This window comes from Candidatus Ornithobacterium hominis (assembly GCF_900538215.1).
GTDB lineage: Bacteria > Bacteroidota > Bacteroidia > Flavobacteriales > Weeksellaceae > Ornithobacterium > Ornithobacterium hominis.
Map to the genome: position 1 here is coordinate 115,842 of NZ_UNSD01000005.1, position 23,646 is coordinate 139,487.

A 23,646-nucleotide genomic window follows, 5' to 3' on the forward strand; every position below is an offset into this window, starting at 1 on the left:
GACATTTTGCCCTCTTTTTTTATTTTAAAAACCATTTAAACACATTGGACATGCATTTTGTTTTGAGGATTATAGTTTGTTCAAATTTTTGATTAAAACTTATTCATCTGCAAAATTTCCCAAAAAATTTAAGCCTTAAAAAAAAATCATCAAAATCTCTTCTTCTTCTTTCATTCAAAGGAGATTTATGCACATTGGGAATTATCATTCATCAAATTATAATTAGCTTTGCAGTAAATCAACTGATTTATGTCTAAGAGTTTAAATTCCACCAAAAAAGAAAACGGAGAAAATTTCGAGCAATGCTCCATCTGTGAGAAAAGCTTGATAAAAGATTTGTTTTTTGTAGAAAAAGCTTACCAAAGAAATTTGAATGGAGAGGGTTTTTTCATTCTATTTGAATTTGCTATTTGCCAAACTTGTAAACAAGAATTAGGGCTTAAATTATCAAAGGAATCGTTCCAAAAGATGCAAAATTATCTTTTAGCACATCAAGCTCAAATACAGAAAAACACCCAAAAAGAATCAGCAGAAATTTGCTCTTTCTCAGGGCGAGAATTAAGCGAAGGAGAAGCTTTTCATCAAGTTTTTATGATACAAAACGGGACTCCACTGGGAGCTCCTATTTCTATGAGCGATGTAATTATGGAAGAATATCAAGCACTTTTGTCAGAGAAAACCAAAGATTTTTTTGAAGAATTTTATCATGAGTATATTGATGTTCCACCAGCAATGGCGAGATTACTAAACCCGAAGCAAAAAACAGTCTTACTATGAGTGGTGAAAACAAAGAAATCTTTATTCGAAATTATAGAGATTGGGAAAATTTTTTAAGCCTTCAAAAAAATTTTAAGCAAGTTTATGTACAAGATATTGATTTTAGAGAAAAAGGAACAGATTTTTCAGGCCTAGCACTCAAGAATACCACTTTCTTTGGCTGCCGACTGAATCGCCAACAAACCAAAGACTTAGTGGAGGCTGGTGCATTTGTTTACCCTAAATTTGAGCACTTGCCATATAATCCCAATCGGCAGAACTTGTACACGCATCAAGAGCTTTTGGCTAAATTTGACCAAGAAAGTGAGGATTCTGTTGATTTGAAAATTTATGAATCTTTTAAGGAAACTCGCTACACGCCAAGTATTCAAGATGCAATGGCACAACGCCTGCATGATTTCAATATAGATGAAAGTTTAAGACGGCTTATTCTTTACGATGAAAAAGGCATGACAGAAAAAAAGGCTGTGGGCTTTATGGGCGGGCATAGTGCACGAAGAGGCAGTGAATATTATGTAAAAGTAGCACAAACCGCTAAATTGATGACAGAAAATGGATACTACATCGTTTCTGGTGGAGGGCCGGGCATTATGGAAGCAGCGAACTTGGGTGCTTATTTTGGTGGGAAAACGAATGAAGAATTGGCGGATGCCATTGAAATTTTAAGTGATTTAGATTTTCCAGTGGATTTAGCAAATCCGAAAGATTATTTAGCTCAAAATTATGTGGCTCAGGCTCAGAAGGTTCTAAAGAAATATCCTGACGGGCAAGAGAATTTAGCGATTCCTACATGGTTTTATGGCCACGAACCGACGAATGTATTTGCTTCTCATATTGCTAAATATTTTTCAAATTCTATAAGAGAAGATACTTTGCTGGCTATTTGCCTCTACGGTGTTGTATTTGCTCCAGGAAGCGCAGGGACGACGCAAGAAATCTTTCAAGAAGCGGCTCAAAATCATTATGGCACATTTGGCTACATTAGCCCAATGGTATTTTTGGGCAAATCAAGGTATGTAGAGGAAACTTCTTTGTATTCTGTTTTGCATCAATTGGCTGTGGGGAAAAAATATAAAAAACTCCTGTACCTAGCAGATGAGCCTGCCTTGGTACTGGAGTTTATTGAAAATCACCCGCCACAGCCAGTAGAGGATGGGTTAGATTATATTCATGAACTTTAAACCTAATAGCCATAGAATCGTTAAAATCGGGCCTAAAAATCCAATACTGATTCCTCCATATTTGAAGTCACTTTGTTCTAATTTCCCTGTGCTGTAAGCAATGGCATTTGGTGGGGTAGAAACAGGTAAGAATAATGCACAAGAAGCACTTAGCCCGATGACTAAAGCCATTTCTAATGAGCCAACTCCAGGTAAAATAGTAGCTACTGGAATCAAAATCGTAGCTGTTGCGGTGTTGCTCATTATATTGGAAAATAGAACGGTGGCAAAGGCAAATATCAACATAATAATGATAGGATTGAATTCTATACCGTCTAATTTACTGACGAATAAATCAGCCAAGCCACTCAGCTGAATAGCTAAGCCTAAAGATAATCCACCTGCGACTAGCATCAATGTGTCCCAAGGTAATTTGCGGACATCTTCACCAGTGATGATGCTGACCATGGGTAGTAAAATGATGGGAATTCCTGAAACTGCCGCTGCTGGAATCCCATGCCAAGAACTGGTTAACCATAAAAGAATAGTAATACCAAGTACAATAAGTACAAATTTCTTATTAAACTTATCTAATTTGCTTTCTAAATTAGATTGATTTAAGAAAGATAAGTCAAGTTCAATGTTTTTTAACTTAAAAATTTGAGTTAAAACTAGCCAAAATATAACTATTAAAACTAAAGAAGTGGGTATACCATAAATCATCCAATCTAGGAAAGTAATTGGTTTTATATTATGATGAATTTCAGATAAAGTATTGATGGCATCGACGGCAATTGCATTGGGAGGTGAGCCAATAATGGTTCCCATACCTCCGATGGATGCCGCTGCTGGAATCCCGATGAGTAGAGCCTTTGCCATACTGTTCTCTTTAGGTAAAGTGTTGATAAAGGGCATGATGGAGGCAATCATCATAGCTGTTGTAGCTGTATTAGACATAATCATAGAAGCAATCCCCGTTGCTAACATTAGTGCAAACAAGATGTTTTTAGGTTTTTTGTCCACCACAGAAATACTCATTTTGAAAAGATCATAATCTAATCGCGTCTTTCTCAAGCCTTCTGCTAAGAAAAAACCTCCTAACATTAGCCAAATAACAGAGTTAGACCATGTCTGCACAAATTGTCTTACGTCAATATACCCTTCTTCCCCCATGACATTGGTGTCTTCTCGGCCAATTAAGAAAATCAATAGACCAACAATCAGCAACCCGACAGCAAAGGGCGGAATTGCCTCTGTGACCCAAAGAGCAATAGCTAGGAATAAAATAAAAACCACATAAGTTTGAACCGTCGTTAAATTCGGTTCATAATTAGTGATTAAAAACGATAGTCCAAATGCAAAAATGATACTTAACAAGAAAAAGATAACCCTTTTTTGAACATCGATAATTTGTCTCATTTTGTGGCCAAAAATTTGTGCGGCTCGCCTTGAATCTCCCATAAAAATTTAACTTTTATAAATTTATTACGTTTACAAATATGATAGACTTTTTTTAAAGTAAAAATGATAATTCTTACTTTTTTGATAATCTTTTAATAACCTGTTTAAAATAAGACATAATACAATTTCTAAAAAGAATATTTAACTAAAATTTAAGAACTTCTATAAGCCAGAAAATATTAAGAAACGTTAATCTTCTGATGTGAAAGAATATTTTTTTAAATTGCAACAAATTTCAGAAATATGTCAAGAGCAAGTGATCGAATGTATCAAAGCCGCCTGCGGTCTTCCAATATCACCGTGGTAGTAAGTATTGCATTGGTTTTGTTTTTATTAGGTTTATTTGGACTTATTGTAGTTAATTCAAATGACTATGCCGAACACCTCAAAAATCAATTTGAAATCGAAGCTTATTTCAAAGAAGCTAAAGACCAAAGAGATATAGACAAAGAAAAAGAAACACATCAAGCTTTTGTAGATTCTCTGAGACAAAGAGCCTTTATCAAATCAGTAAAATATGTGAATAAACAAGAGGCTTTGTCGATTGCTAAAAATCAATTGGGGCTCAAAAAAGAAGATGTAGATTTATTCGAAGAAGGGCTCTTCCCGCCCAGTGTTTTAATGACTATTAAACCCCAGTATGTAGACAGTGCCCAAGTTGATAGCATTACAAAAATAATTTCTGGTTATGAGATAATTGATAGTGTAAACGATACCTCTAGCTTAGCAGGAATTTATCAACGGATAGACAATATTATTTACTGGTTAGTGGGCTTGGCAGCTGTATTTTTGATTATTTCTATTGTTTTGATTAATAATTCTTTAAGGCTTAAAATATTTGCAAAAAGATTCACAATCAAAACCATGCAACTGGTAGGAGCCAAACGTCGATTTATCATAGCACCGTTTGTTATACAAAGCTTTTTATTAGGACTTTTGGGTGCTATACTAGCACTTTTAGCCTTAGGTATACTTTGGTATTATGCTGCACCAAAGCTACATTTATCCATTTGGCATAATGACTTCATTTGGATTATCATTGGGATTTTAGCTGTAGGGATTTTGATTGCCGTAGTCAGTACATTCTTAGCCTCTTGGCGATATTTGAAATTGAGAACAGATCAACTTTATTACTCATGATGAAACCAAAAACACCTTTACCTAGCGAATTTTTATTTCGTAAACAAAATTATTTTTTAATGTTGGTAGGTCTCTGTGTCATTGCTTTAGGCTTTTTTTTGATGACAGGACACGATGCCAATACTCGCCCTGATGGTACTTTTGACCCTAACTATTGGAACGAAGATATATTTTCTTGGCGAAGAATTCGCTTAGCACCTTTCCTAGTTTTATTAGGATTTGTGATAGAAATTGCAGCCATTCTTTATCCCTTTGATGGATTGTTGAAAAGAAAACAAAATCAATGAATTATTTAGAAGCAATCATCATTTCTATTATCGAAGGTTTAACGGAATATTTACCTGTTTCATCCACGGCACATATGATTTTCACCAGTTCCATTTTTGGAATTCAAGAAGATGAATTTGTAAAAATGTTCCAAGTCAGCATTCAATTTGGAGCCATTCTAGCAGTTGTTTTCCTTTATTGGAAGAAGTTTTTTGATTTCTCTAAATTAAACTTTTACATCAAGTTAGCCACGGCTGTTCTCCCAGCTTTGGTTTTTGGCTATTTATTTGATGATTTAATCGAGGAAATTATGGGAGATCCCGTGCCGATTGCCATAGTTTTAATTTTGGGTGGAATAGTTTTACTTTTTATTGACCAGTTTTTTAACACACCAACGACTTTCCGTGAGTCAGAGATGAGCATCAAACAAGCCGTCACCATTGGCTTTTGGCAATGTTTAGCCATGATGCCAGGCACGAGTCGCTCAGCGGCATCCATCATTGGAGGTATGCAGCAAAAACTAAATCGAGAGACCGCAGCAGAATTTTCTTTTTTTTTAGCCGTCCCGACGATGTTGGCTGTGACAGTATATTCAATTTTTGTAAAAAAATGGGGTGAAGGTACAGCAATGGTGAAAGGCTATGAGATGATATTCGCAGACCAACAGCACATGATTTTATTTCTAATGGGGAATATAATAGCTTTCATTGTATCCATATTTGCCATTAAATTTTTCATTGAGATGATAAAAAAATACGGTTTTAGAATCTGGGGCTGGTATCGTATCGTTGTTGGGATAATATTATTGATTTATTTCACACAATTTCAATAAATGGCATTCAGTTTAGACGAATTGAGAGAAGGGCAGGTTTTCATTATCAATAAACCCTTGGATTGGACGAGTTTTGATGTTGTGAAGAAAATCAGGTACAACATCCGTAAGGCTCATCAATTAAAGAAATTTAAAGTTGGGCACGCTGGCACGCTTGATCCTAAAGCCACGGGAGTTCTAGTTATTTGCGTAGGTAAATTCACAAAACGCATCACCGAATTTCAGTCGCAGACTAAAACCTACCGAGCAAAACTCAAGCTTGGTGCCACTACTGAAAGTTATGATACCGAGCAACCTGAAAATCAAACATTCCCAGTCAAACATATTACCTTAGAAAAAATTTCTAAAGCCTTAAAAAATTTTGAAGGAAAAATTACTCAAATTCCACCAGCGCACTCAGCCATAAAAGTTAATGGCACACGAGTTTACAAATTGGCAAGGGCAGGAGAGCAGGTAGAAATTCCTCCACGGGAAGTCCATATTCACCGCATCGAAATTCTCCATTTTGAAATGCCTTTTCTAGAAATTGAAGTCGTGTGCGAGAAAGGAACTTACATTCGTACATTAGCTCATGACATTGGTTTGGCGCTAGATTCAGGAGCTTATTTGACGCAACTTTGCCGAACACAGTCAGGAGAGTTTAATTTAGAAAAATCAGATAATTCACCGCTGGATCCAGATTTTTTCAAGCCTTAAAAAAATACAAAAAAATTAAGATTTTAAAATTTCATCCAAAAACTTAGGGATACTAAGTTGAAACCTAAGCATCTTTATGTCGATTTTTTAAAATTAATAAAACATCGCGTAGAGAAAAGCCTCTGTTGTGCAATGCCAGTAAGTAGTAATATAATACATCGGCAGATTCTTCCAAAAAATCTTCATCAGATTCTTCGCCAGAAGCGATGACCATTTCTACCGCTTCTTCACCCATTTTTTTCGCAATTTGAGCAGCTCCAGAGCGGTATTTTTTTCTAATCCGTTTATACTCAGAATCATTGAGCTTGGCTTCTTCCATTTGGTGTTCCAATTTTTTAAGAAACGGAAATTTTTTTGACATAGAAAAATCGATTTTACGCAAGCAATTTAAAATTTATAATTAGAAATACCATCCAAATCTATACTGAATCTGAAATATTTTTTAAGGCTTAGATTTTTTATATTTTTGTCAAATATTTTAGAAGTAATTAATAGTTTTCCAATTCAAAATAGGCTAAAAATTGAAAATTTAGTCGATGCTAATTTTAAAAAAAATGTAAAAGTTAAAGGTCCTAATAACCCCGCAAAGTTGATTGTATTTTATGTTGTTTAATAAAAATTTCTAAAGCTTAAAAAAAACGGGTAAACTAATTATTTACCCGATTTTCTATTAAAAATTTTCAAGCCTTTAGAAATTATTTTTTAATTCCTTCTAGCTTGAATAAGAAAGCATATTCTAAGGCTAAATCTTTCAGGTAATCAAACCGACCAGAAGCACCGCCATGGCCATAATCCATCTCTGTTTTGAAGAGGATAACGTTCTTGCCCTTCTGGTGGTCACGCAATTTAGCTACCCATTTTGCTGGTTCAAAATACTGTACTTGGCTGTCGTGTAAACCAGTTGTTACTAATAAATTAGGGTAAGATTTGTTTTCTATATTTTCATAAGGCGAATAAGATTTCATGTAGTCATAAGCTACTTTTTCATTGGGATTTCCCCACTCGTCATATTCATTGGTTGTGAGGGGGATGCCCTCGTCTAGCATCGTGTTGACCACATCTACAAACGGAACTTGAGCAATTATCCCGTTCCACATATTGGGTTTCATATTGATGACCGCCCCCATCAGCAATCCGCCAGCACTACCGCCCTGTGCATACAAATGCTGAGGGGAGGTAAATTTTTCTTGAATTAAAAATTTACCAGCATCGATGAAATCAGTAAATGTATTTATTTTCTTCATCATTTTCCCGTCTTCGTACCATTGTCTTCCCATTTCTTCGCCCCCACGAATATGTGCAATGGCAAAGATGAAGCCACGGTTGAGCAATGCTAATCGGCTAGAACTGAAGGTTGCCTCCATTGATGCTCCGTAGCTGCCATAGCCGTAAAGTAAAAGTGGATTTTTTCCATTTTTTTCTAAACCTTTTCTATAGACTAAAGAAATAGGGATTTTGGTGCCGTCTTTAGCGGTAGCGTACAAATATTCTGAAGCGTAATTGTTTTTATCAAAATCACCCAAGACTTCTTGCTGTTTCAGTAATTTTCTTTTGCCTGTACGCATATTTTGTTCAAAAATAGAGGCAGGGGTTACCATTGAATTGTAAGCAAAACGGAGTTCTTCGGTAAAATACTCAGCGTTGCCTGTGGTGTAAACTGAATAAGTAGGCTCGTCAAAAGATAAAAGTTTCTCTTGCCCAGTTTGGCGATTTTTGATGACCAAACGCATTAAACCATTAAAACGTTCTGTGATGACTAAATAATTTTTGAATTCATCAACACTTTCTATCAAAACGTCTTCACGATGCGGAATAATTGCTTTCCAATTTTCTTGTCGGGTGGCATGGAGTGGTGTTTCCATGAGCTTGAAATTCAAGGCATTTTGATTAGTCAATACCAAAAAACGATCTTCTAAAGGTACAACGCTATAGAGTACATTTTTGATTCGAGGCTGAAAAACTTTAAATTCATCCATCGGTGCATTAGCATCTAAATATCTCTCTTCTGAAGAAGTAGTAGCTGATGAGTGAATGAAAATATATTGATTGTTCTTTGATTTATAAACACCGATGTAATTGGTATTATCTTCTTCGTGGTAAACGACAATATCTTTGGACGCATCTTCACCCAAACGATGGCGCATAATGTTCTCGGTCAACAATGTCGTTTCATTATTTTTAGTGTAAAAAACGGTTTGATTATCATTCGCCCAAACGGTAGAACCAGTCGTGTTGCTAATGCCATCATTGTAAACTTTTCCAGTTTTTAAATCTTTGAAGTAAATTTGATATTGGCGGCGAGAAACTTCATCTACACCATAGGCAAGCCAATGATTATCAGGGCTAATAGAAAAACCACGCACGCTAAAGTAAGCTTTACCTTTGGCCATTTCATCTACGTCGAGCAGAATTTCTTCTGGCGCATCAAGACTAGCTTTTTTTCTACAATATTTGAAATATTGCTCACCATCTTCGGTGCGAGAATAGTAATAATAGCCGTTTTTGAAAACAGGCACACTTTCGTCTTTCTCTTTGATGCGAGATTTCATTTCATCAAAAAGCACTTGTTGAAAATTTCGAGTATCTGCCATCATTTGATCTACGTATCGATTTTCCTCTTCCAAATATTGAATGATTTGTGTGCTATCTGCTGTTTTTTTGAAGTAAGCATTCATCCAATAGTAAGGGTCGTTGACTTGTTCACCGTGGATATCTCGCAGATGGTTTTTCTTTTCTGCATCAGGCGGATTGACCGCAGGCCATTCTTGTGCTGTCATAAAAATTTTAAAGCTTAAAAATATTAAAATAAAAATACCTTTTTTCATTGATAAGATTTTCACAAATTTACACAAAAATCGAGGAAATGTTGCATCAATTGAATCATGAAGAAATTAGAATTAAAGAAAAAGAGTTTGAAATTATTCTCGTGCTGTGTAATATCGAGAAAACACAAAATGTAGGCATGATATTGCGTTCGGCTGTAATTAGTGGAGTGGCTGAAGTTTATACAATGGGAGAGAGCAATTACCCGACTCATAAATTGAAGAAAATTAGTAGAAATGCAGAAAATTTTCTAAGCCTTAAAAAAAATAGTATAGAAAGTTTAGAAGAAAATTTCCCACGAGAAAAATTTACATGGGCTGCGTTAGAATACACTGATGAGAGTTCAGCGATAGAAAATTTTAAAGCCTTAAAAAATATTTTGCTATTTGTAGGAAATGAAAAGCGTGGAATTCCTGAGGAGATATTAAATAAAACTGATGTTCACCTGCACTTGGAAATGTATGGGAACATCAGTAGTTACAATGTAGCAGTAGCAACTTCTATTGCACTGTATCAATTAAGATTATGAGACCTCCTTTTCGCTCAGTTCAAGTTCTATTTGTTGTAGCTGCTCTTTATATTCTTTTAGTTGCTCCAAGGACTGATTTTTGACATTTGAAAAATACTGATTCACAGTTTGAAATAGGTTTTCATAATAACTGATTCCGCTGTGGAGATTTTTCATGTATTTATCAAAATAACGTAAATCTTTTTTAGAGATTTCTTTTCCTTTTTTTATAATTTCTTTGTGCAGATGCTTTATATAGCATTGCAATTCTTTGATGAACATATGCGGGCGGTGGGGGAAATTCATGACATTATTTCGTCCATAGACATGCCCCACCATTTCTTTCAGGCTCACAATGTGGTCATAATAAGCCATATTGGGGCCAGGGCAAACGGATACGCCTGGGCCTTCTACCTTGTAGTCTAAATCATACTTTAGCAGACTGCTTGTCCCCAGCCCAACGCAAATGCAACTCTTTTCGGTAATTTTAGCATATTCACTGGTGATTTCAGCTTCATTTTTTTCAGCTGAAACAATTGCTGCTAATTTTTTGCTTTGGTATTGGCGAGAAGCGGTACAAATAGCTTTTTCGGTAAATTCTGTATTGGAAACCAAGTATTTTTTTGGGCAAGGACTTCCTGGGCGGCCAGCCGCAATTCTATCAGCTTTTTCTACATCTTTGGTATTTCCTTTCAAATTATTGAATGGCACTCCTAGAGGTGAAATATCACTTGTATATAAATCTTCTTCTTTTGCTTGTGCTAATTTTTCTAAAGTTTCATCATCAACGGTAGATGCCTCTGGGCAAAGCAAAAAAGGTGTTCCCCAACCCACAGCATCGATGTTGTAATTATTTCTCAAGAAATCATGTTCTTCATTGGTTCCTACGCCGCCTTGTGCTGTGATTTTAAAATCTAATTTGTTCAGAGGAATGGTTCTCCCTGCTTCTTCTAAGCCTTTCTCAAAAACTTTTCTAATTTCCTCTGATAGAGACATTCTATTGTTTTTAAATTCTTCCAAAATAGGCCCTATCAAGTAGCCGTCGGTAGCGAAAGCATGCCCGCCGCAGTTCAAACCAGACTCGATGCGATATTCTGATACCCAAAGTCCTTTTTTAGCTAAAAATTTACCTTGAATCAAGGCTGAACGGTAGTCACTTACTTTTAGCACAATTTTCTTTTTAAAATTTCCTTCAGCATCAGGGAAGAACTCGTCCAATTCTGCCATGTAGCCAAAAAGTTTGGGATTCATGCCAGCAGATAAAATTAAATTAGACTGTACTTTACTCTTGGCAAATCCACGTACAGCGGCATGAGCATCGTTGAATTCATCAGGCAAAGCTTTATTTTTTTTATAATTAATTTTATCCAGCTTTGTCATGACATTGACGTCAATGCTACCAGATTTTAGATGCTCTTTTAGCCAAAGAGAAATTTCCTCTTTAGAAATTTTCATTAAATCCAAGTCTGAGAATTTTTTCTTTAATTCAGAATAAGAGGGGAGAAGTTCAAAATATTTAAAAACTTCAGTTTTTGTTTCTTCATTGAATTGATGAAAAGCTTGAATTTTCTCATTCACCAAATCATGAATCAGGTCTAAATAAAGTGTAATTCTTTTAGCACGAGGGTCGTCATGATTATCTTCTACAGCCTGAAATGGTTTATTAAATTTTTTAGAATAAAATTTTCTAAGTTTCTCGATGAGCATATCATCGCTCAACGACATTACAGAATCAATTCCGAAAGGAGCTAATTTGAGAGGGCTGTCTAGCGTGAAACCGATGCCCATAACGGGAATATAAAAACTATGTGGGTAATTCATAAAGATAAACTTGACTGGTACTTGACTGGTAAATATACAATTTTAATGCAAAAATGTGTTTTTAATTTTAATTATTCCAATTTAAGCGATCTGAATTGTTGAATGGCCATGGAGTACCTTTATTTTCAACGTTTTGCATCATCAGATTAATTTCCATGGGTGCCTCAGATTTTTCCATGACTAAAAATTGGCGAAGCTTAATGATAATAGATAAAGGGTCAATACTAATGGGGCAAGCTTCTGTGCAAGCATTGCAACTGGTGCAAGCCCAAATTTCTTCTGATGAAATGTAGTCGCCAAGTAGTTTTTTATTATCATCTTTGAACTGACCATTTCTATCTATATTTTTGCTAACCTCTTCTATACGATCTCGGGTATCCATCATGATTTTTCGCGGAGATAATCGTTTACCTGTAATGTTTGCGGGGCATTCTGCTGTGCAACGGCCGCACTCGGTGCAGGAGTAAGCGTTTAGTAGCTGGACTTTATTTAAATCAAAAATATCTTGTGCTCCGAACTTTTCTGATGCTTGATTTTCATTATTGGGCGAAGCAGCAAAAGGGTCTACTTCGGGGTTCATCATCAATTCAACTTCCTTTTTGACACTGGCTAAATTCTCAAGCTTTGCCTTAGGGGAGATTTTAGAATACCAAACATTGGGAAAAGCGCTCAAAATGTGAAAATGTTTAGAATAATAAAGATAGTTTAAGAAAAATAATATCCCAATAATGTGAAGCCACCACATCCCACGTTCTATCACATGTAAAGTAGAGGGATGAAAATCTTGAAAAAATGAAAATAAATGTTGACTGATGGGGAAGCTCCCAGCTAATTCTAAACCTTGGTTGGCATTATTCCAATAGTCTGCTCCGTTCATAGTAAGAAATAGAAGCATTAAAATAAATTCGATGTAAAGAATTATATTTCCATCTTCTTTGGGCCATCCATTCATTTCTTTTTTGAAAAAACGTTTGACTTTTGTAATATTTCTACGACACCAAAAGATGAAAACACTCCCTACGACAATAAGCGCCAATACTTCGAAACTGCCAATTAAGAAATCATAAAAAAGACCGAGGAAACTAAAGATGCGATGGGTGCCAAAGATTCCGTCGATGATGATTTCTAAAACTTCAATATTGATGATGATGAATCCTAAATAAACCAAAATATGGAGAATCCCTGGAATTGGCCGAACGACCATTTTTGATTGCCCCAAGGCAATGCGAGCCATTTTTTTCCAGCGAATAGATTTATTGTCTTGTGGTAGATTCCCTGTCCCAAGATGAATGTTTCTAATAACTTTTTTGATGTTAATGACAAAAAAAGCAATAGCACCAATGAACGTGATAAGAAAAAGAAACTGAAAAAAATAAGACATGGATGAGCTAAGAAATTATGAGAATAAAATCATTCTATTGGTTCTTTTATTTTTTTACCAAAAATAGAAAATTGCAAATACCTGTCGGGTCTTTTTTGTAAATCTTCGATTAAAATATCTAATTTCTGTGAAGTAGATTCTAAATTATTGTAGAGGTGAGGGTCATTGATTATTTTATTCAAAGAACCATCTGAGTTTTCAATTCGATTGATGATAGATTTTAAATCATTGGTGGCTAGATTTAAATTTTTTAAGGTTTGGTCAATTTCAGATTGGTTAATTCTATCAGCAACTTTTCCGTATTTATCCAAAGTTTTATCTGCGGTAGCCAAGGCTGAATTAGCTGTTTTAGTTAAGCCTGAAATTTCACTGTTAACCGTACCGATTAGCTTATCGCTACTTTTAGAAAGAACTGAAACCGATTTAGCAGAAGCTTCTATCGCTTTGATGGATTGGTCTAAGCTTAGAAGTACCGTTTTCAAACTTCGGTTGGTTGTAGAATCAGCCAAAGCACCGTAATTAACTAATGCATGGTTCAAGGTAATTAGCACACTATCTAGGCGATTTTGTGTGGGTTTTAATTTGTTTGAAAGCATAGTCATTAATGACTCATTGGTAGCGGCAATCAATGTGTCTCCACTTTTTGCTTTAGGGCCATTGTAGTTGAGGTTTAATTTTATCATTTTACCCTTCATCAGCCCTGGCTCATAGATTTCGGCAACAGTATTTTTAGAGAAGTCAATATCTCGATTTATGACCATTTTTACTACAAAGTAAAGACTATCAGGTTCTTCTATGATTTCAATATCCTCTACAGCTCCGACTTTCAGACCATTTATATTGACAGGTTTTGTAGCTAATAGACCATCTACATTGCTGTATTTTACATAGAAAACTCTACCAGATGTAAATAGATTTCTCCCTTGTAAAAAAGTAAATACCCAAAAAAAACTGAGTAAAGCGACAACTGCTATGATACCAATTTTTACTTCTTTTGTTAGTTTCAATTTGAAAAATTTAACGCCAAAGATATTAAAAAAATAAATTTAAATTCAGAATGTGATTAAATTTTAGCGAAATATTTACACTTATTTTGCTTATATTTTTTAAGGCTTAAAAAATTTTAAAACTATTTAGAGTAAATACAGATTTTCATTCTTTTTTTCCATTGATGAATTTTACAATAAAAGCATCTTGAAATCCCGCTTTTTTAATCTTAGGCAACTCTTTTTCGGCCTCGTTTTCAGAAGAAAACCACCCATAGTAGTAGCGATAAAGCTTATTTTCTTCATATACATCAACGGGGGAAATCCCTTTCAGCTGAGGTGCATTATCAGAGAATTTTTTGCTAGAAGTGAGAATTTGTATACGGTAGATGTTTTTTTGCTCTTGAGTTTCTTTTTCTTGAGCATTTGTATTTATAGGAACTTCAACCACAAAGGCATCAGGAAAGCCTTTTCTTTTGACGTAATTAAGAAGTTCCTCTTTTTTGGAAATAAAAGAAGTTTGACCGTAAAAATATTTGTATAAGCCGTTTTCTTCTAAAACTTCTACGGGGTCTAGCCCTTTCAGTTGAATGGATTTTGCACGCAGTTTCTTATTGCTGGTGAGGAATTGAATTTTGAAATATTTATCTTCTACTGGTTTTTCAATTTTAGGTTTTTCAGTAACTTTTTTTAGTGGTTCATTAGCCCCCATTTCATTTCTTTGCCGTTTATCCCATTCCGTTTTATAATATTTAAATGCATTGAAAATTGATTCAGCTGAGTTTTTTTTCCCCTCTTTACTCGCTAGGTATTTCCCCTCGGCAGGGTTGCTAATGAATCCAACCTCTATCAAAACAGAAGGAGTTGCCGTACGCCATAAAACCACGAAACCAGCTTGTTTTACACCACGGCTTAGCCTTTTATCTTTATTGATGAAATTATCCTCTACAGCTTTTGCGAAAAGTAAAGAGTTACTCAAATGCACATTTTGCATCAAAGTCAAACCAATCAGAGATTCGGGTTTATTGGGGTCAAAATTTGAATATCTTTCTTCATGATTTTCTTCCAATAAAATAACGGAATTTTCTTTTTTCACGACGTTTAAATTAGCACTAGAGCGGTGATCTTCAGTTCCTAAAACAAAGGTTTCAGACCCATATGCCGTTGGTCTAGCCGAGTTGCAGTGCACTGAAATAAAGAAATCTGCATGATTTCGATTGGCTATATCAGCGCGACCAGCCAGAGTCACAAACGTGTCGTCCTCTCGTGTGTAAATAACTTTTACATCATCAAAGTTTTTCTTGATAAGTTTGCCTAGCTCTAATACAATATCTAAAGTTATGTTTTTTTCAACATCGGCCACTCCGGCAGCGCCTGAATCATGCCCACCATGTCCTGCATCTAAAACTAAAACAAATTCTTTCTTTAAATCCTGTGCCAAGATAGGATTTATCAGAGCTATCAGCAGTACAATGAATGATTTTTTTAATACGTTTTTCTTTTTCATATTCATCCAGGCATTTATTTTAGTATTTTTGTCAAAATTTCTCACAAAAATAATAATTAAAAGAAATTGAAGTACAAGGTCAAATACAAAATTATTGTTATAATTTTCTTATTGATTTGGGATTTTACAAAATCACAAACCCAAGATTCAATTGCTGGAAATAATCCCGGTAAGGCTATTCTGGATACGATTGCTACAGATACAATTCCCCAGAGGAATGGTTTTTTGGATGTCGTAGAATCTACTTCTGATGAGCAATACCAAAATGCGAAAGAACGATTCACACTATTATTAAAAAATGCCGTAGTCACTTATACAGATTTGAAAATTGAAGCAGATTACATCAAAATGATGTGGGATAGCGGTAATATCTATGCTATTGGAAAAAAAGATAGTACAGGTAAAATAGTGGAGCCTAGCATCTTTACACAAAATGGAAAGAAAGTTGAATACAATAGCTTTGTGTACAATGTGAAGACAAAAAAAGGAAAGGCTTTTAATGTGCGTACGGAAGAGTCTATGGGTGGAGACCAAGGTGTCGTAGTAGCTGAGATTGTGCGCCAATACAGCGATAGCGTTTCTGGAATGAAAAATGTTGCGTACACGACAGATGAATATTTCATTAGCAAAAAAGATAGTGTAGCAGACTACCACCTGCAAACACGTGTTGCGAAACTAATTCAAGGTGAGACAAGGCGTGTTGTTACTGGCCCTATTGTGATGAAAATATATAACGTCACCACTCCATTGGTTTTACCATTTTCCTACCTACCTTTAGGGACAGACCGTAGCACAGGCTTGCTCATGCCTAGTTTTGGTGAGAGAGAAAGTGTGGGCTTCTATATAGAAGGTGCTGGGATTTATTTGCCACTTGGCGATTATATGGACTTGAGCTTGACTGGAGATATTTATACCAAAGGAAGTTATGGACTGCACGCCGTCTCACAATACAAAAAAAGATATAAATTCCTAGGAAACTTTCGTTTAGATTGGGAGAAAAGAGTGACAGGAATCAAAGGTTTGCCCTCTTATTCCACAGGTAAAATTTATCGAGTCTACTGGAGTCATTCACAAGATACAAAAGCCAACCCTAACTTTCGTTTTGCAGCCAATGTTAACTTCAGCAGTAGTAAATATTACCGAAATAGTATCAATAATCTTAACTCATTAAATGGTGATATTTTAACCAACACTACCAGTTCGTCTATTTCTCTTAATAAAACTTGGCCAGGAACACCTTTCTCTGCTTCCATGACTTTACGGCATTCTCAGCAAATGAATGCAAGCAGGGACCAAGCCAATCCTGTGACGCTCAATTTACCGCAATTTACATTAAACATGAACCGTATTTACCCGTTTGCACCACGCACGGGAACGAAAAAAGGTCTTTTTCAGAATTTAAATTTTTCTTATAATTTCAATTTATCTAATACAATTTATACCAACGACGAAGATTTTTTTGGTAAAAAAATGTTTGATAATATGAAAAACGGAGCAGAACACGTTATAAACATCAATACAGGCACAACGATTTTCAATTACTTCCCGCTCAATTTTTCTGCGGGCTATAGAGAAGTTTGGTCATTAAAGAGCCTGAGAAGATATTATGACAATGCTCAAGATAAAGTTATAGATGAAGAAGTGAATGGATTCAATACATTTCGAGTTTTTAATATTTCAACCAATACGCAAACCACACTATACGGTCAGCTGAATTTTGGGACTAATGAAGATAACAAATTAATCAAAGCGATTCGCCATGTTATTACCCCCAGCATAGGATTTAGTTTCACGCCAGATTTTTCTAAAGATTTCTGGGGGTACTATTCCAATTACATAGATAAAGAAGGAAATGAAATCATGTATTCTAGATTTAGCAACGGCATCTATGGCGGGCCTTCAAGAGGTTTAAGCCAAAGCTTAAACTTTAGTTTAGACAATAATTTAGAACTTAAAGTTAGATCAAGAAATGACTCAACTTCTGTGAAAAAAATTAAAATATTTGATTATTTAAACATCAATGCCAGTTATAACTTTGCCAGCGATAGCATGAAATTATCTCCAATATCAATGCGAGGAGCTACACGAATTTTAGACAATAAAATGACGCTAAATTACGGGGCAACCATCAACCCTTACCGAATGATAGTCAACAATGCAAATCCCAACGGTCTACTAGTAAATCAAATTGGTGGCTTTACAATTTCTAACTACAATTTCAATACGAGTTATAGCATAGGTAATAGCACTTTTGGCGAGAGAAAAATGGATTTTGACAGGCGAGGGCGTGTACGGCAAGACGTGTATTATTTTGATAAAAATGATTATGCACAATTTCTAATGCCTTGGAATGTCAACTTTGGCATTACGCACAACGTATCTAGGACGGGTGCTGGCAAAACACGAAAGTCAACATCTCTTAATCTGAATGGAACCATTTCACCGACGCCATACTGGCGCATTTCTGCCAACACCAACTTTGATTTGCAAACAGGGAAGGTATCCTACACCACAATAAACTTTAATCGTGATTTACGCAGTTTCAATATCAATTTCAGCATGGTACCTTTTGGGCAATATAAAACATGGAACTTTTTTGTCGGCATTAAAGCGAATTTCTTGAGCGATGCGCTTAAATACGAAGAGCGAAATTTTAATACTAATTTAAGTGATTTTTAAAGATGAAATACATTTCAACAAAACAAGCACCACAAGCCGTCGGGCCATACAGCCAAGCAGTTATAGCCAACGGGATTTTGTACATTTCTGGCCAGATTCCTTTTCATCCCGAAACAAATACTTTAGTTTCAGGCAATGTTAAAGAGCAAACGCAACAAGTAATGGAAAACCTAAAAGCCATCTTGGCTGAAGCAGGCTCAGCGTTCAGCAAAGTCATCAAATGCAGTATCTTCCTGAAGGATATGAATGATTTTGCTGTAGTCAATGAGGTTTATGGAGACTACTTCGATTCAAAACATTTACCAGCACGGGAAACAGTAGAAGTCAGCCGTTTGCCCAAAGACGTTTTGGTAGAAATATCTCTAATAGCCGTAGCGTAATGACTGAAAATCTTATAAAAAATACTTTAGCCATTTTAATTGGACTTAGTATAGCAATGACAATCATTCTATTAGGTGCCACTGCAAATAAGCAATGGTTTGATGAGCTTAACAATATAGAAATACAGACAAAAAGCGACATCTTCCTCTATTGGAAAGACGTCGTAGCTCAGGCGCCGCCCAACTTCTTCATCGCATTGCTCATCGCTTACGGCATCGGTTCGATTGTAGGCGGAGTGGGCACAGCCATGTTTGTTCCGCAAGCCAAGCAAGCCTATGCCATGCTTATTGGGTTTATTTTATTTGGAATTGCAGTGTTGGACTACTTCTTTATAAATCAGCATCCTACCTGGTACTTCATCAGCCTTTTGTTTGTGTTTTTCCCATTCTCTTGGTTAGGTGGAAAAGCGGTAGATGAAATTCAAAAAAGAAATAAAATTTTATGAAAATTTTTTAAGCCTTAAAAAAAATTCATTTTCGTTCTAAAATCACAGCATTTTTAGTTTCATAAACTTTTTGATAAGCCTTATAGAATCCGAAAAAAGGATTATTTGGATTTTTATTTCTTTCTAAATAATCTTTTTTCTCGATAATGAATTTCGGTTGTAAATCATTGAAAATGTAATTTAATTCAACCGCTGGTGATTTTCTTGGTGATTTCAAATATAGATAAGCCGTCTCTCGGTACACATTTGTAGGGTGCGTTACCACGGGTGTGGGAGGTTGGGTTTGGGTCAGCCAATAGCCCAAATGACTTTTCATGAAAAATAAATTTTTCTCAAGAGGGTGATTTTTTTCTAGCCAATCACTGATTTCAAAAGCATCGCCCATCAACCAAGAAGATGTAGTATACTGATGCTGAATCAATTTGAAATATTGAAAATAACTTTCACTGGCAGCTAGGATGAAAAATAGGGTAATGAATTTTTGAACTTTTTGATAGCGAATTTTAACAAAATAATTTTCAATCAAATAAACAAAAATTACACATAAAAAGGGGTAAATCTGAATCAAATAATGCCCGTTAATTTTCCCACTTTTCAAAAACATGAAAATCATTCCAAACAAAACACCGCTCAAAAGGATGGCGTTTCGCCCAAAAGATTTTTTCTGAAGATTAAAAAAAATGAATGAAAATGTAAGGCTTAGAAAAATAAAAATCGAAGGCAATGTGGAAATAACGTCCGCCCAATCTGCATCTGAATAAGCGAGTGAAGCTTTAATGACTGTTTGGTAAAGAAAGTGTAAATCGTTTTTTAGAAAATAAGGAAAGGCTGCTAAAAAAAGTACTGAAAACCCGCTAATTATAATGATGAAATAATTTAATTTTTTTTTAAGGCTTAAAAAATTTTGCTCAAAAAAATAGGAGAGAAGCAAAACCACTACGGCTGGGTAAGCTAAGTTCAGTCGGCAAATGAATGCTAAGCCAAACCCAAAACCGATGATGATTGTGTTTTTCCAATTCAAAGGTTTTAGCAAATAATAGAATGCTAATAAAAAAGGTAAAATCCCGATGTGCTCTGACATCACACCTTGCATCGTGCCAAAAACCGAGAGTAAATAAATACAGAGAATTCCTGCCCAAAAAGCTGATTTTTTCTCTACAAAATTTAGACTAATTTTATAGCAAAACCAAGCTGAAAATGTAACTAAAATAACACCACTTAAGCGAATGAGCCATAGTTTTTTACCAAATAAACTGAGAAGGGCTCCGAAATAATAAAAAATTCCTGGTGGTTTTAAATCCCACAAATCGTAGTAAGGCAAAAAGCCATCTGCCAAGTGTTGCCCTACTAGAATGAATGTACTCTCATCATGATCTATTGCATCTAAAAAGAAAAAGGGAAATCGAAGCAAAAATGCAATGATGAAATAGATTAAAAAAATCTTTTTTGAAACAAAGCTTCTCATCTATCTATCGGCGAGTGAAAATCAAAGTTTTTTCGGTAGATAATTCATCATTGAAGAGATAATCCATACCGTTGAAAGCTTTAATTCCGTCTAGATTTTGAATGTTATTTTCGGCACAATAACGTGCCATAGCTCCTCGTGCTTTTTTGAAATAAACGGTGATTTGTTTATACTTTCCGTTTTTGAAATCCATGAATTTCAAGTCATAAACCCGTCCTTTTAATTTTTTTTGGTTCAAAGATTTCATGTATTCCATGCTTGATAAATCAAGTAGAATTTCATCTTTTTGGGTATTTTGATTCACAAAATCAGTCAGTTTTTCTTGCCAAAATTGGTCTAATCTTTTGTCGTCCCAGAGCTTGGTTCCCATCTCTAGCCGATAAGGCATCACAGCACTGTGGGGCGATAAAATTCCGTATAAGCCAGATAGGATATAAAGATTTTTTTTCAAGTATTCTTTTGCTGCATTGCTCAATTTCTCATCAGTCAAGCCTCGGTAAACTTCTCCATCAAACATTTGTGCAGCGGCTAATTTTTCTTGAGGGTTTGAACTCCATACTTGATTTCTTTCGTAGTTCATCTCAGCAATATCACTTGAAATTCCCATTAAATTCTCTAATTTTTGTGGGCTTTTTTCTCGTAATTCTTGCATGATTTTTTTAGCCTCATCAATGAATTTTGGCGTTTGTAGAGAGCCCCATTCATTGCTGAAATCAGTTTGAAGCCGCTTGGCAGGGGAGAGAAATAATTTCATAAAGATAAAAGTATAAAGTTAATCATTGTGTCAGATAAAATTAGGCTCAAAAGGCTACCCTTCTTCTTAGTAAGTTTAAAGTTCTAACAAAACCAATTACTATGGGCAAAAATAGTCATTTTCCATGAAAAGAGTCTGCAATGATTAATATTTCTATCAAATACAAATTCATCAAGCAACTGAATTTTTTAAGCCTTAAAAAATTTTGGTATAATTTCTTCTAAAGCTGGTCGCAGAACTGATGAAATAAGGTTTCAATTAACTTAAATTCAACTAAAAATAATTAAGTTAATTAATTGCATTTAACTGTAAATCAATGTTATGAAATCATTTTAACCTTTTAAGCAACTGACTTTTTTTATAATGCACTACGGGTTATTTTTACTGAAATTTATCATGGTTTTAAGTGCATTGTTTTTCAATTAAATTTCTTAAAATTTCTTACTTTTGCCAGTAACACAATTGTTCTATGAATAAAGGAATTTACATTGCAACGCTAGAACCACACAGCGGAAAATCAATCATTACTTTAGGTTTAATGAATGCACTTCTGGGGCGAATGGCAAAGGTAGGCTACTTCCGGCCAGTGGTGAGCTCAGAGGATAAAAACGCTGATAATCATATCAATACTTTTATAGATAAATTCAATATTTCGATTCCTTATGAAGAGATGTATGGTGTGACGCGCGATGTTTTGATTGAGAATAGAAATTCCAATCGTATTGGCGAGTCGTTAGACATCATTATTGAGAAGTACAAAAAAATTGAAAGCCAATTTGATTTTGTGTTGGTAGAGGGAACTGACTTTATTGGCGAAAGCAGCGTTTTTGAGTTTGATTGGAACGTTAATATTGCCAAAAATTTAGGGCTTCCAACCTTGATTGTAAGCAGTGGAGTAGGGAAGGGTTTCAAGGAATTTAATCGAAATTTGGAAATGGCTTATCAAATCTACAACAGCGAAGACGTAGAGGTAGTGGGTGTCGTGGCAAATAAAATTCAACCTGAAAATATTGAGGAATTAAAAGGGTATTTAGATAATTTCCTACCTGAAAAGGTGGAAAAAATCATTATCCCGATGGTTGATAAGCTAAAAAACCCGACGGTAGCAGAAATAGCCAATCACTTGGGTGCGAAACTTTTGTTTGGAGAAGAATTACTTTCAAATCTCACTGGGAAATTTGCTGTAGGAGCGATGCAATTGCCACATTTTTTAAATCATATTCAAGAAAATGGCTTAGTCATCACACCAGGGGATCGGGCAGACATCATTTTAGGTTCTATACAGGCACATATTTCTAGCAATTACCCACAGCTTTCTGGTATTGTATTGACTGGTGGTATTTTGCCAGAGGAAACCATAAATCAATTATTGACTGGTTTAGAAAAATTAATTCCGATACTGAGTGTTGAAACGGGAACTTTTGAGACCACGCAACTCATCGGTAGTATTCCATCTAGAGTAACTTCTGATAATCAATCAAAAATTGAAGCTTTAGTCAATACATTTAATCAATATGTTAACCCAGAAGCTTTAATTCAAAACATTAACCAGTTTCAGAATAAAATTCGTACGCCAAGAATGTTTCAATATGATCTCATCAATATGGCACGCAAGGAGAAAAAGAAAATTGTTTTGCCAGAAGCTTTAGATGAAAGAATTCTAAGTGCAACGGCTCGTTTGAGCAAAATGGGGTTGGTTGATATTGTTTTGTTGGGGAACGAGGAGGAAATTAATAATAAGATTAAAAATCTAAATTTAAATATTGATTTCAGTTCAGTAGAAATCATAGATCCACATAACTTTGAGCGTTTTGAAGAGTACACAGAGACATTCTACGAGCTACGAAAACACAAAGGAATCAATAAGCAAATGGCAGAAGACACAATGTATGATGTCTCCTATTTTGGTACGATGATGATTTATAAAAATGATGCTCACGGGATGGTGAGTGGTGCGGTTCATACGACGCAACACACGATTCGCCCTGCCTTGCAATTTATCAAAACCAAGCCTGGATGTTCCATAGTTTCTTCAGTCTTCTTTATGTGTTTAGATGACCGAGTTTCTGTGATGGGAGATTGTGCCATCAACCCTAACCCGACAGCAGAGCAGTTGGCTGAAATTGCAATATCTTCGGCTGATAGCTCCAAAGCCTTTGGTATAGAACCACGCATTGCCATGCTTTCTTATTCTAGCGGAAGCAGTGGGAAAGGAGAGGACGTAGATCGTGTACGCGAGGCTACAAAAATTGTGAAAGAAAAAAGACCAGATCTTAAAGTGGAAGGTCCGATTCAATATGATGCTGCTGTAGATGCCAGCGTTGGACTGAAAAAATTACCTGACTCAGAAGTGGCAGGAAGCGCCAATGTGTTGATTTTCCCTGATTTAAATACTGGGAATAATACTTACAAAGCTGTGCAGCGTGAAACTGGAGCTATAGCAATTGGCCCGATGTTGCAAGGTTTAAATAAACCAGTAAACGATTTGAGTAGAGGTTGTACTACAGAAGACGTATTTAACACAATTATATTAACAGCAATTCAAGCACAAGATTATTAAAAT

The 23,646-nt window shown here is 35.4% G+C and carries 20 protein-coding genes; 11 read left to right on the top strand and 9 right to left on the bottom strand.

The features are described from left to right. Positions 1-249: 249 nt before the first annotated feature. Together D5J18_RS05625 and D5J18_RS05630 are read left to right on the top strand one after the other, a co-directional pair. The gene (locus D5J18_RS05625) at positions 250-777 is read left to right on the top strand and encodes a hypothetical protein (RefSeq protein WP_119058040.1); all 528 of its coding nucleotides are present in this window, start codon (positions 250-252) and stop codon (positions 775-777) included. Beyond that, positions 774-1,958: an LOG family protein gene (locus D5J18_RS05630; protein WP_185124700.1), complete on the top strand. Its 1,185-nt coding sequence runs from the start codon at positions 774-776 to the stop codon at positions 1,956-1,958. The genes D5J18_RS05625 and D5J18_RS05630 overlap by 4 nt, the downstream gene beginning before the upstream one ends. Here D5J18_RS05630 and D5J18_RS05635 read toward each other — a convergent pair. Further along, complete coding sequence (locus D5J18_RS05635) at positions 1,935-3,356, bottom strand: SLC13 family permease (RefSeq protein WP_260377551.1); 1,422 nt, start codon at positions 3,354-3,356, stop codon at positions 1,935-1,937. The genes D5J18_RS05630 and D5J18_RS05635 overlap by 24 nt on opposite strands. Before the next feature lie 285 nt (positions 3,357-3,641). Between D5J18_RS05635 and D5J18_RS05640 the strand changes: the two genes are divergently transcribed. Genes D5J18_RS05640 through truB form a run of 4 tightly spaced genes read left to right on the top strand, consistent with a single transcriptional unit; the run spans position 3,642 to position 6,333 of the window. Beyond that, positions 3,642-4,538: a cell division protein FtsX gene (locus D5J18_RS05640; protein WP_119058042.1), complete on the top strand. Its 897-nt coding sequence runs from the start codon at positions 3,642-3,644 to the stop codon at positions 4,536-4,538. Further along, on the top strand, positions 4,535-4,825 hold the full coding sequence (locus D5J18_RS05645) for a DUF3098 domain-containing protein (RefSeq protein WP_375730848.1): 291 nt from the start codon (positions 4,535-4,537) through the stop codon (positions 4,823-4,825). The genes D5J18_RS05640 and D5J18_RS05645 overlap by 4 nt, the downstream gene beginning before the upstream one ends. Further along, on the top strand, positions 4,822-5,637 hold the full coding sequence (locus D5J18_RS05650) for an undecaprenyl-diphosphate phosphatase (protein ID WP_119058043.1): 816 nt from the start codon (positions 4,822-4,824) through the stop codon (positions 5,635-5,637). Before D5J18_RS05645 ends, D5J18_RS05650 begins: the two co-directional genes overlap by 4 nt. Further along, positions 5,638-6,333 (top strand): tRNA pseudouridine(55) synthase TruB, encoded by a 696-nt coding sequence (gene truB, locus D5J18_RS05655; protein WP_119058044.1) that lies wholly within the window; start codon positions 5,638-5,640, stop codon positions 6,331-6,333. Positions 6,334-6,397: 64 nt separating this feature from the next. Here truB and hisE read toward each other — a convergent pair whose 3' ends face one another. Next, on the bottom strand, positions 6,398-6,694 hold the full coding sequence (gene hisE / locus D5J18_RS05660; protein WP_119058045.1) for a phosphoribosyl-ATP diphosphatase: 297 nt from the start codon (positions 6,692-6,694) through the stop codon (positions 6,398-6,400). Positions 6,695-7,028: 334 nt separating this feature from the next. Next, positions 7,029-9,110, bottom strand: coding sequence for a S9 family peptidase (locus D5J18_RS05665; RefSeq protein WP_260377552.1), 2,082 nt, complete (start codon positions 9,108-9,110; stop codon positions 7,029-7,031). 86 nt (positions 9,111-9,196) lie between these two features. On the opposite strand from D5J18_RS05665, the gene D5J18_RS05670 reads away from it, so the two are divergent. Then, positions 9,197-9,685, top strand: a complete 489-nt coding sequence (locus D5J18_RS05670) for a TrmH family RNA methyltransferase (RefSeq protein ID WP_119058047.1) — start codon at positions 9,197-9,199, stop codon at positions 9,683-9,685. On the opposite strand, the gene D5J18_RS05675 is transcribed toward D5J18_RS05670, so the two are convergent. The 4 genes from D5J18_RS05675 to D5J18_RS05690 all read right to left on the bottom strand — a co-directional run bounded on the left by D5J18_RS05675 (position 9,680) and on the right by D5J18_RS05690 (position 15,359). Then, positions 9,680-11,485: a hypothetical protein gene (locus tag D5J18_RS05675; RefSeq protein WP_119058048.1), complete on the bottom strand. Its 1,806-nt coding sequence runs from the start codon at positions 11,483-11,485 to the stop codon at positions 9,680-9,682. The two genes, D5J18_RS05670 and D5J18_RS05675, sit on opposite strands and share 6 nt — an antisense overlap. Before the next feature lie 67 nt (positions 11,486-11,552). Continuing rightward, complete coding sequence (locus tag D5J18_RS05680; RefSeq protein ID WP_119058049.1) at positions 11,553-12,866, bottom strand: 4Fe-4S dicluster domain-containing protein; 1,314 nt, start codon at positions 12,864-12,866, stop codon at positions 11,553-11,555. A gap of 29 nt (positions 12,867-12,895) precedes the next feature. Next, positions 12,896-13,873 (bottom strand): MlaD family protein, encoded by a 978-nt coding sequence (locus D5J18_RS05685; protein ID WP_165844968.1) that lies wholly within the window; start codon positions 13,871-13,873, stop codon positions 12,896-12,898. A gap of 145 nt (positions 13,874-14,018) precedes the next feature. After that, positions 14,019-15,359 (bottom strand): N-acetylmuramoyl-L-alanine amidase, encoded by a 1,341-nt coding sequence (locus D5J18_RS05690; RefSeq protein WP_260377553.1) that lies wholly within the window; start codon positions 15,357-15,359, stop codon positions 14,019-14,021. Positions 15,360-15,470: 111 nt separating this feature from the next. Here D5J18_RS05690 and D5J18_RS05695 point away from each other — a divergent pair, with 111 nt between their 5' ends. The 3 genes from D5J18_RS05695 to D5J18_RS05705 are packed head-to-tail and all read left to right on the top strand — an operon-like array spanning position 15,471 to position 18,864. Beyond that, positions 15,471-18,038 carry a putative LPS assembly protein LptD gene (locus D5J18_RS05695; protein ID WP_133298109.1) on the top strand — a complete coding sequence of 856 codons (2,568 nt, stop codon included), beginning with the start codon at positions 15,471-15,473 and terminating at the stop codon, positions 18,036-18,038. Positions 18,039-18,040: 2 nt separating this feature from the next. Beyond that, positions 18,041-18,418 (top strand): RidA family protein, encoded by a 378-nt coding sequence (locus tag D5J18_RS05700; RefSeq protein WP_119058053.1) that lies wholly within the window; start codon positions 18,041-18,043, stop codon positions 18,416-18,418. After that, positions 18,418-18,864 carry a hypothetical protein gene (locus D5J18_RS05705; RefSeq protein WP_119058054.1) on the top strand — a complete coding sequence of 149 codons (447 nt, stop codon included), beginning with the start codon at positions 18,418-18,420 and terminating at the stop codon, positions 18,862-18,864. The genes D5J18_RS05700 and D5J18_RS05705 overlap by 1 nt, the downstream gene beginning before the upstream one ends. 25 nt (positions 18,865-18,889) lie before the next feature. Here the strand turns inward: D5J18_RS05705 and D5J18_RS05710 are convergent, their stop codons facing one another. Both D5J18_RS05710 and D5J18_RS05715 read right to left on the bottom strand, forming a co-directional pair. Continuing rightward, positions 18,890-20,329, bottom strand: a complete 1,440-nt coding sequence (locus tag D5J18_RS05710; protein ID WP_119058055.1) for an ArnT family glycosyltransferase — start codon at positions 20,327-20,329, stop codon at positions 18,890-18,892. 4 nt (positions 20,330-20,333) lie between these two features. After that, entirely contained in the window at positions 20,334-21,083 is a 750-nt protein-coding gene (locus D5J18_RS05715; RefSeq protein ID WP_119058056.1) for a YaaA family protein, read from the bottom strand. 469 nt (positions 21,084-21,552) lie between these two features. On the opposite strand from D5J18_RS05715, the gene pta reads away from it, so the two are divergent. Continuing rightward, positions 21,553-23,643: a phosphate acetyltransferase gene (pta, locus tag D5J18_RS05720; protein WP_119058057.1), complete on the top strand. Its 2,091-nt coding sequence runs from the start codon at positions 21,553-21,555 to the stop codon at positions 23,641-23,643. Positions 23,644-23,646: the final 3 nt, after the last annotated feature.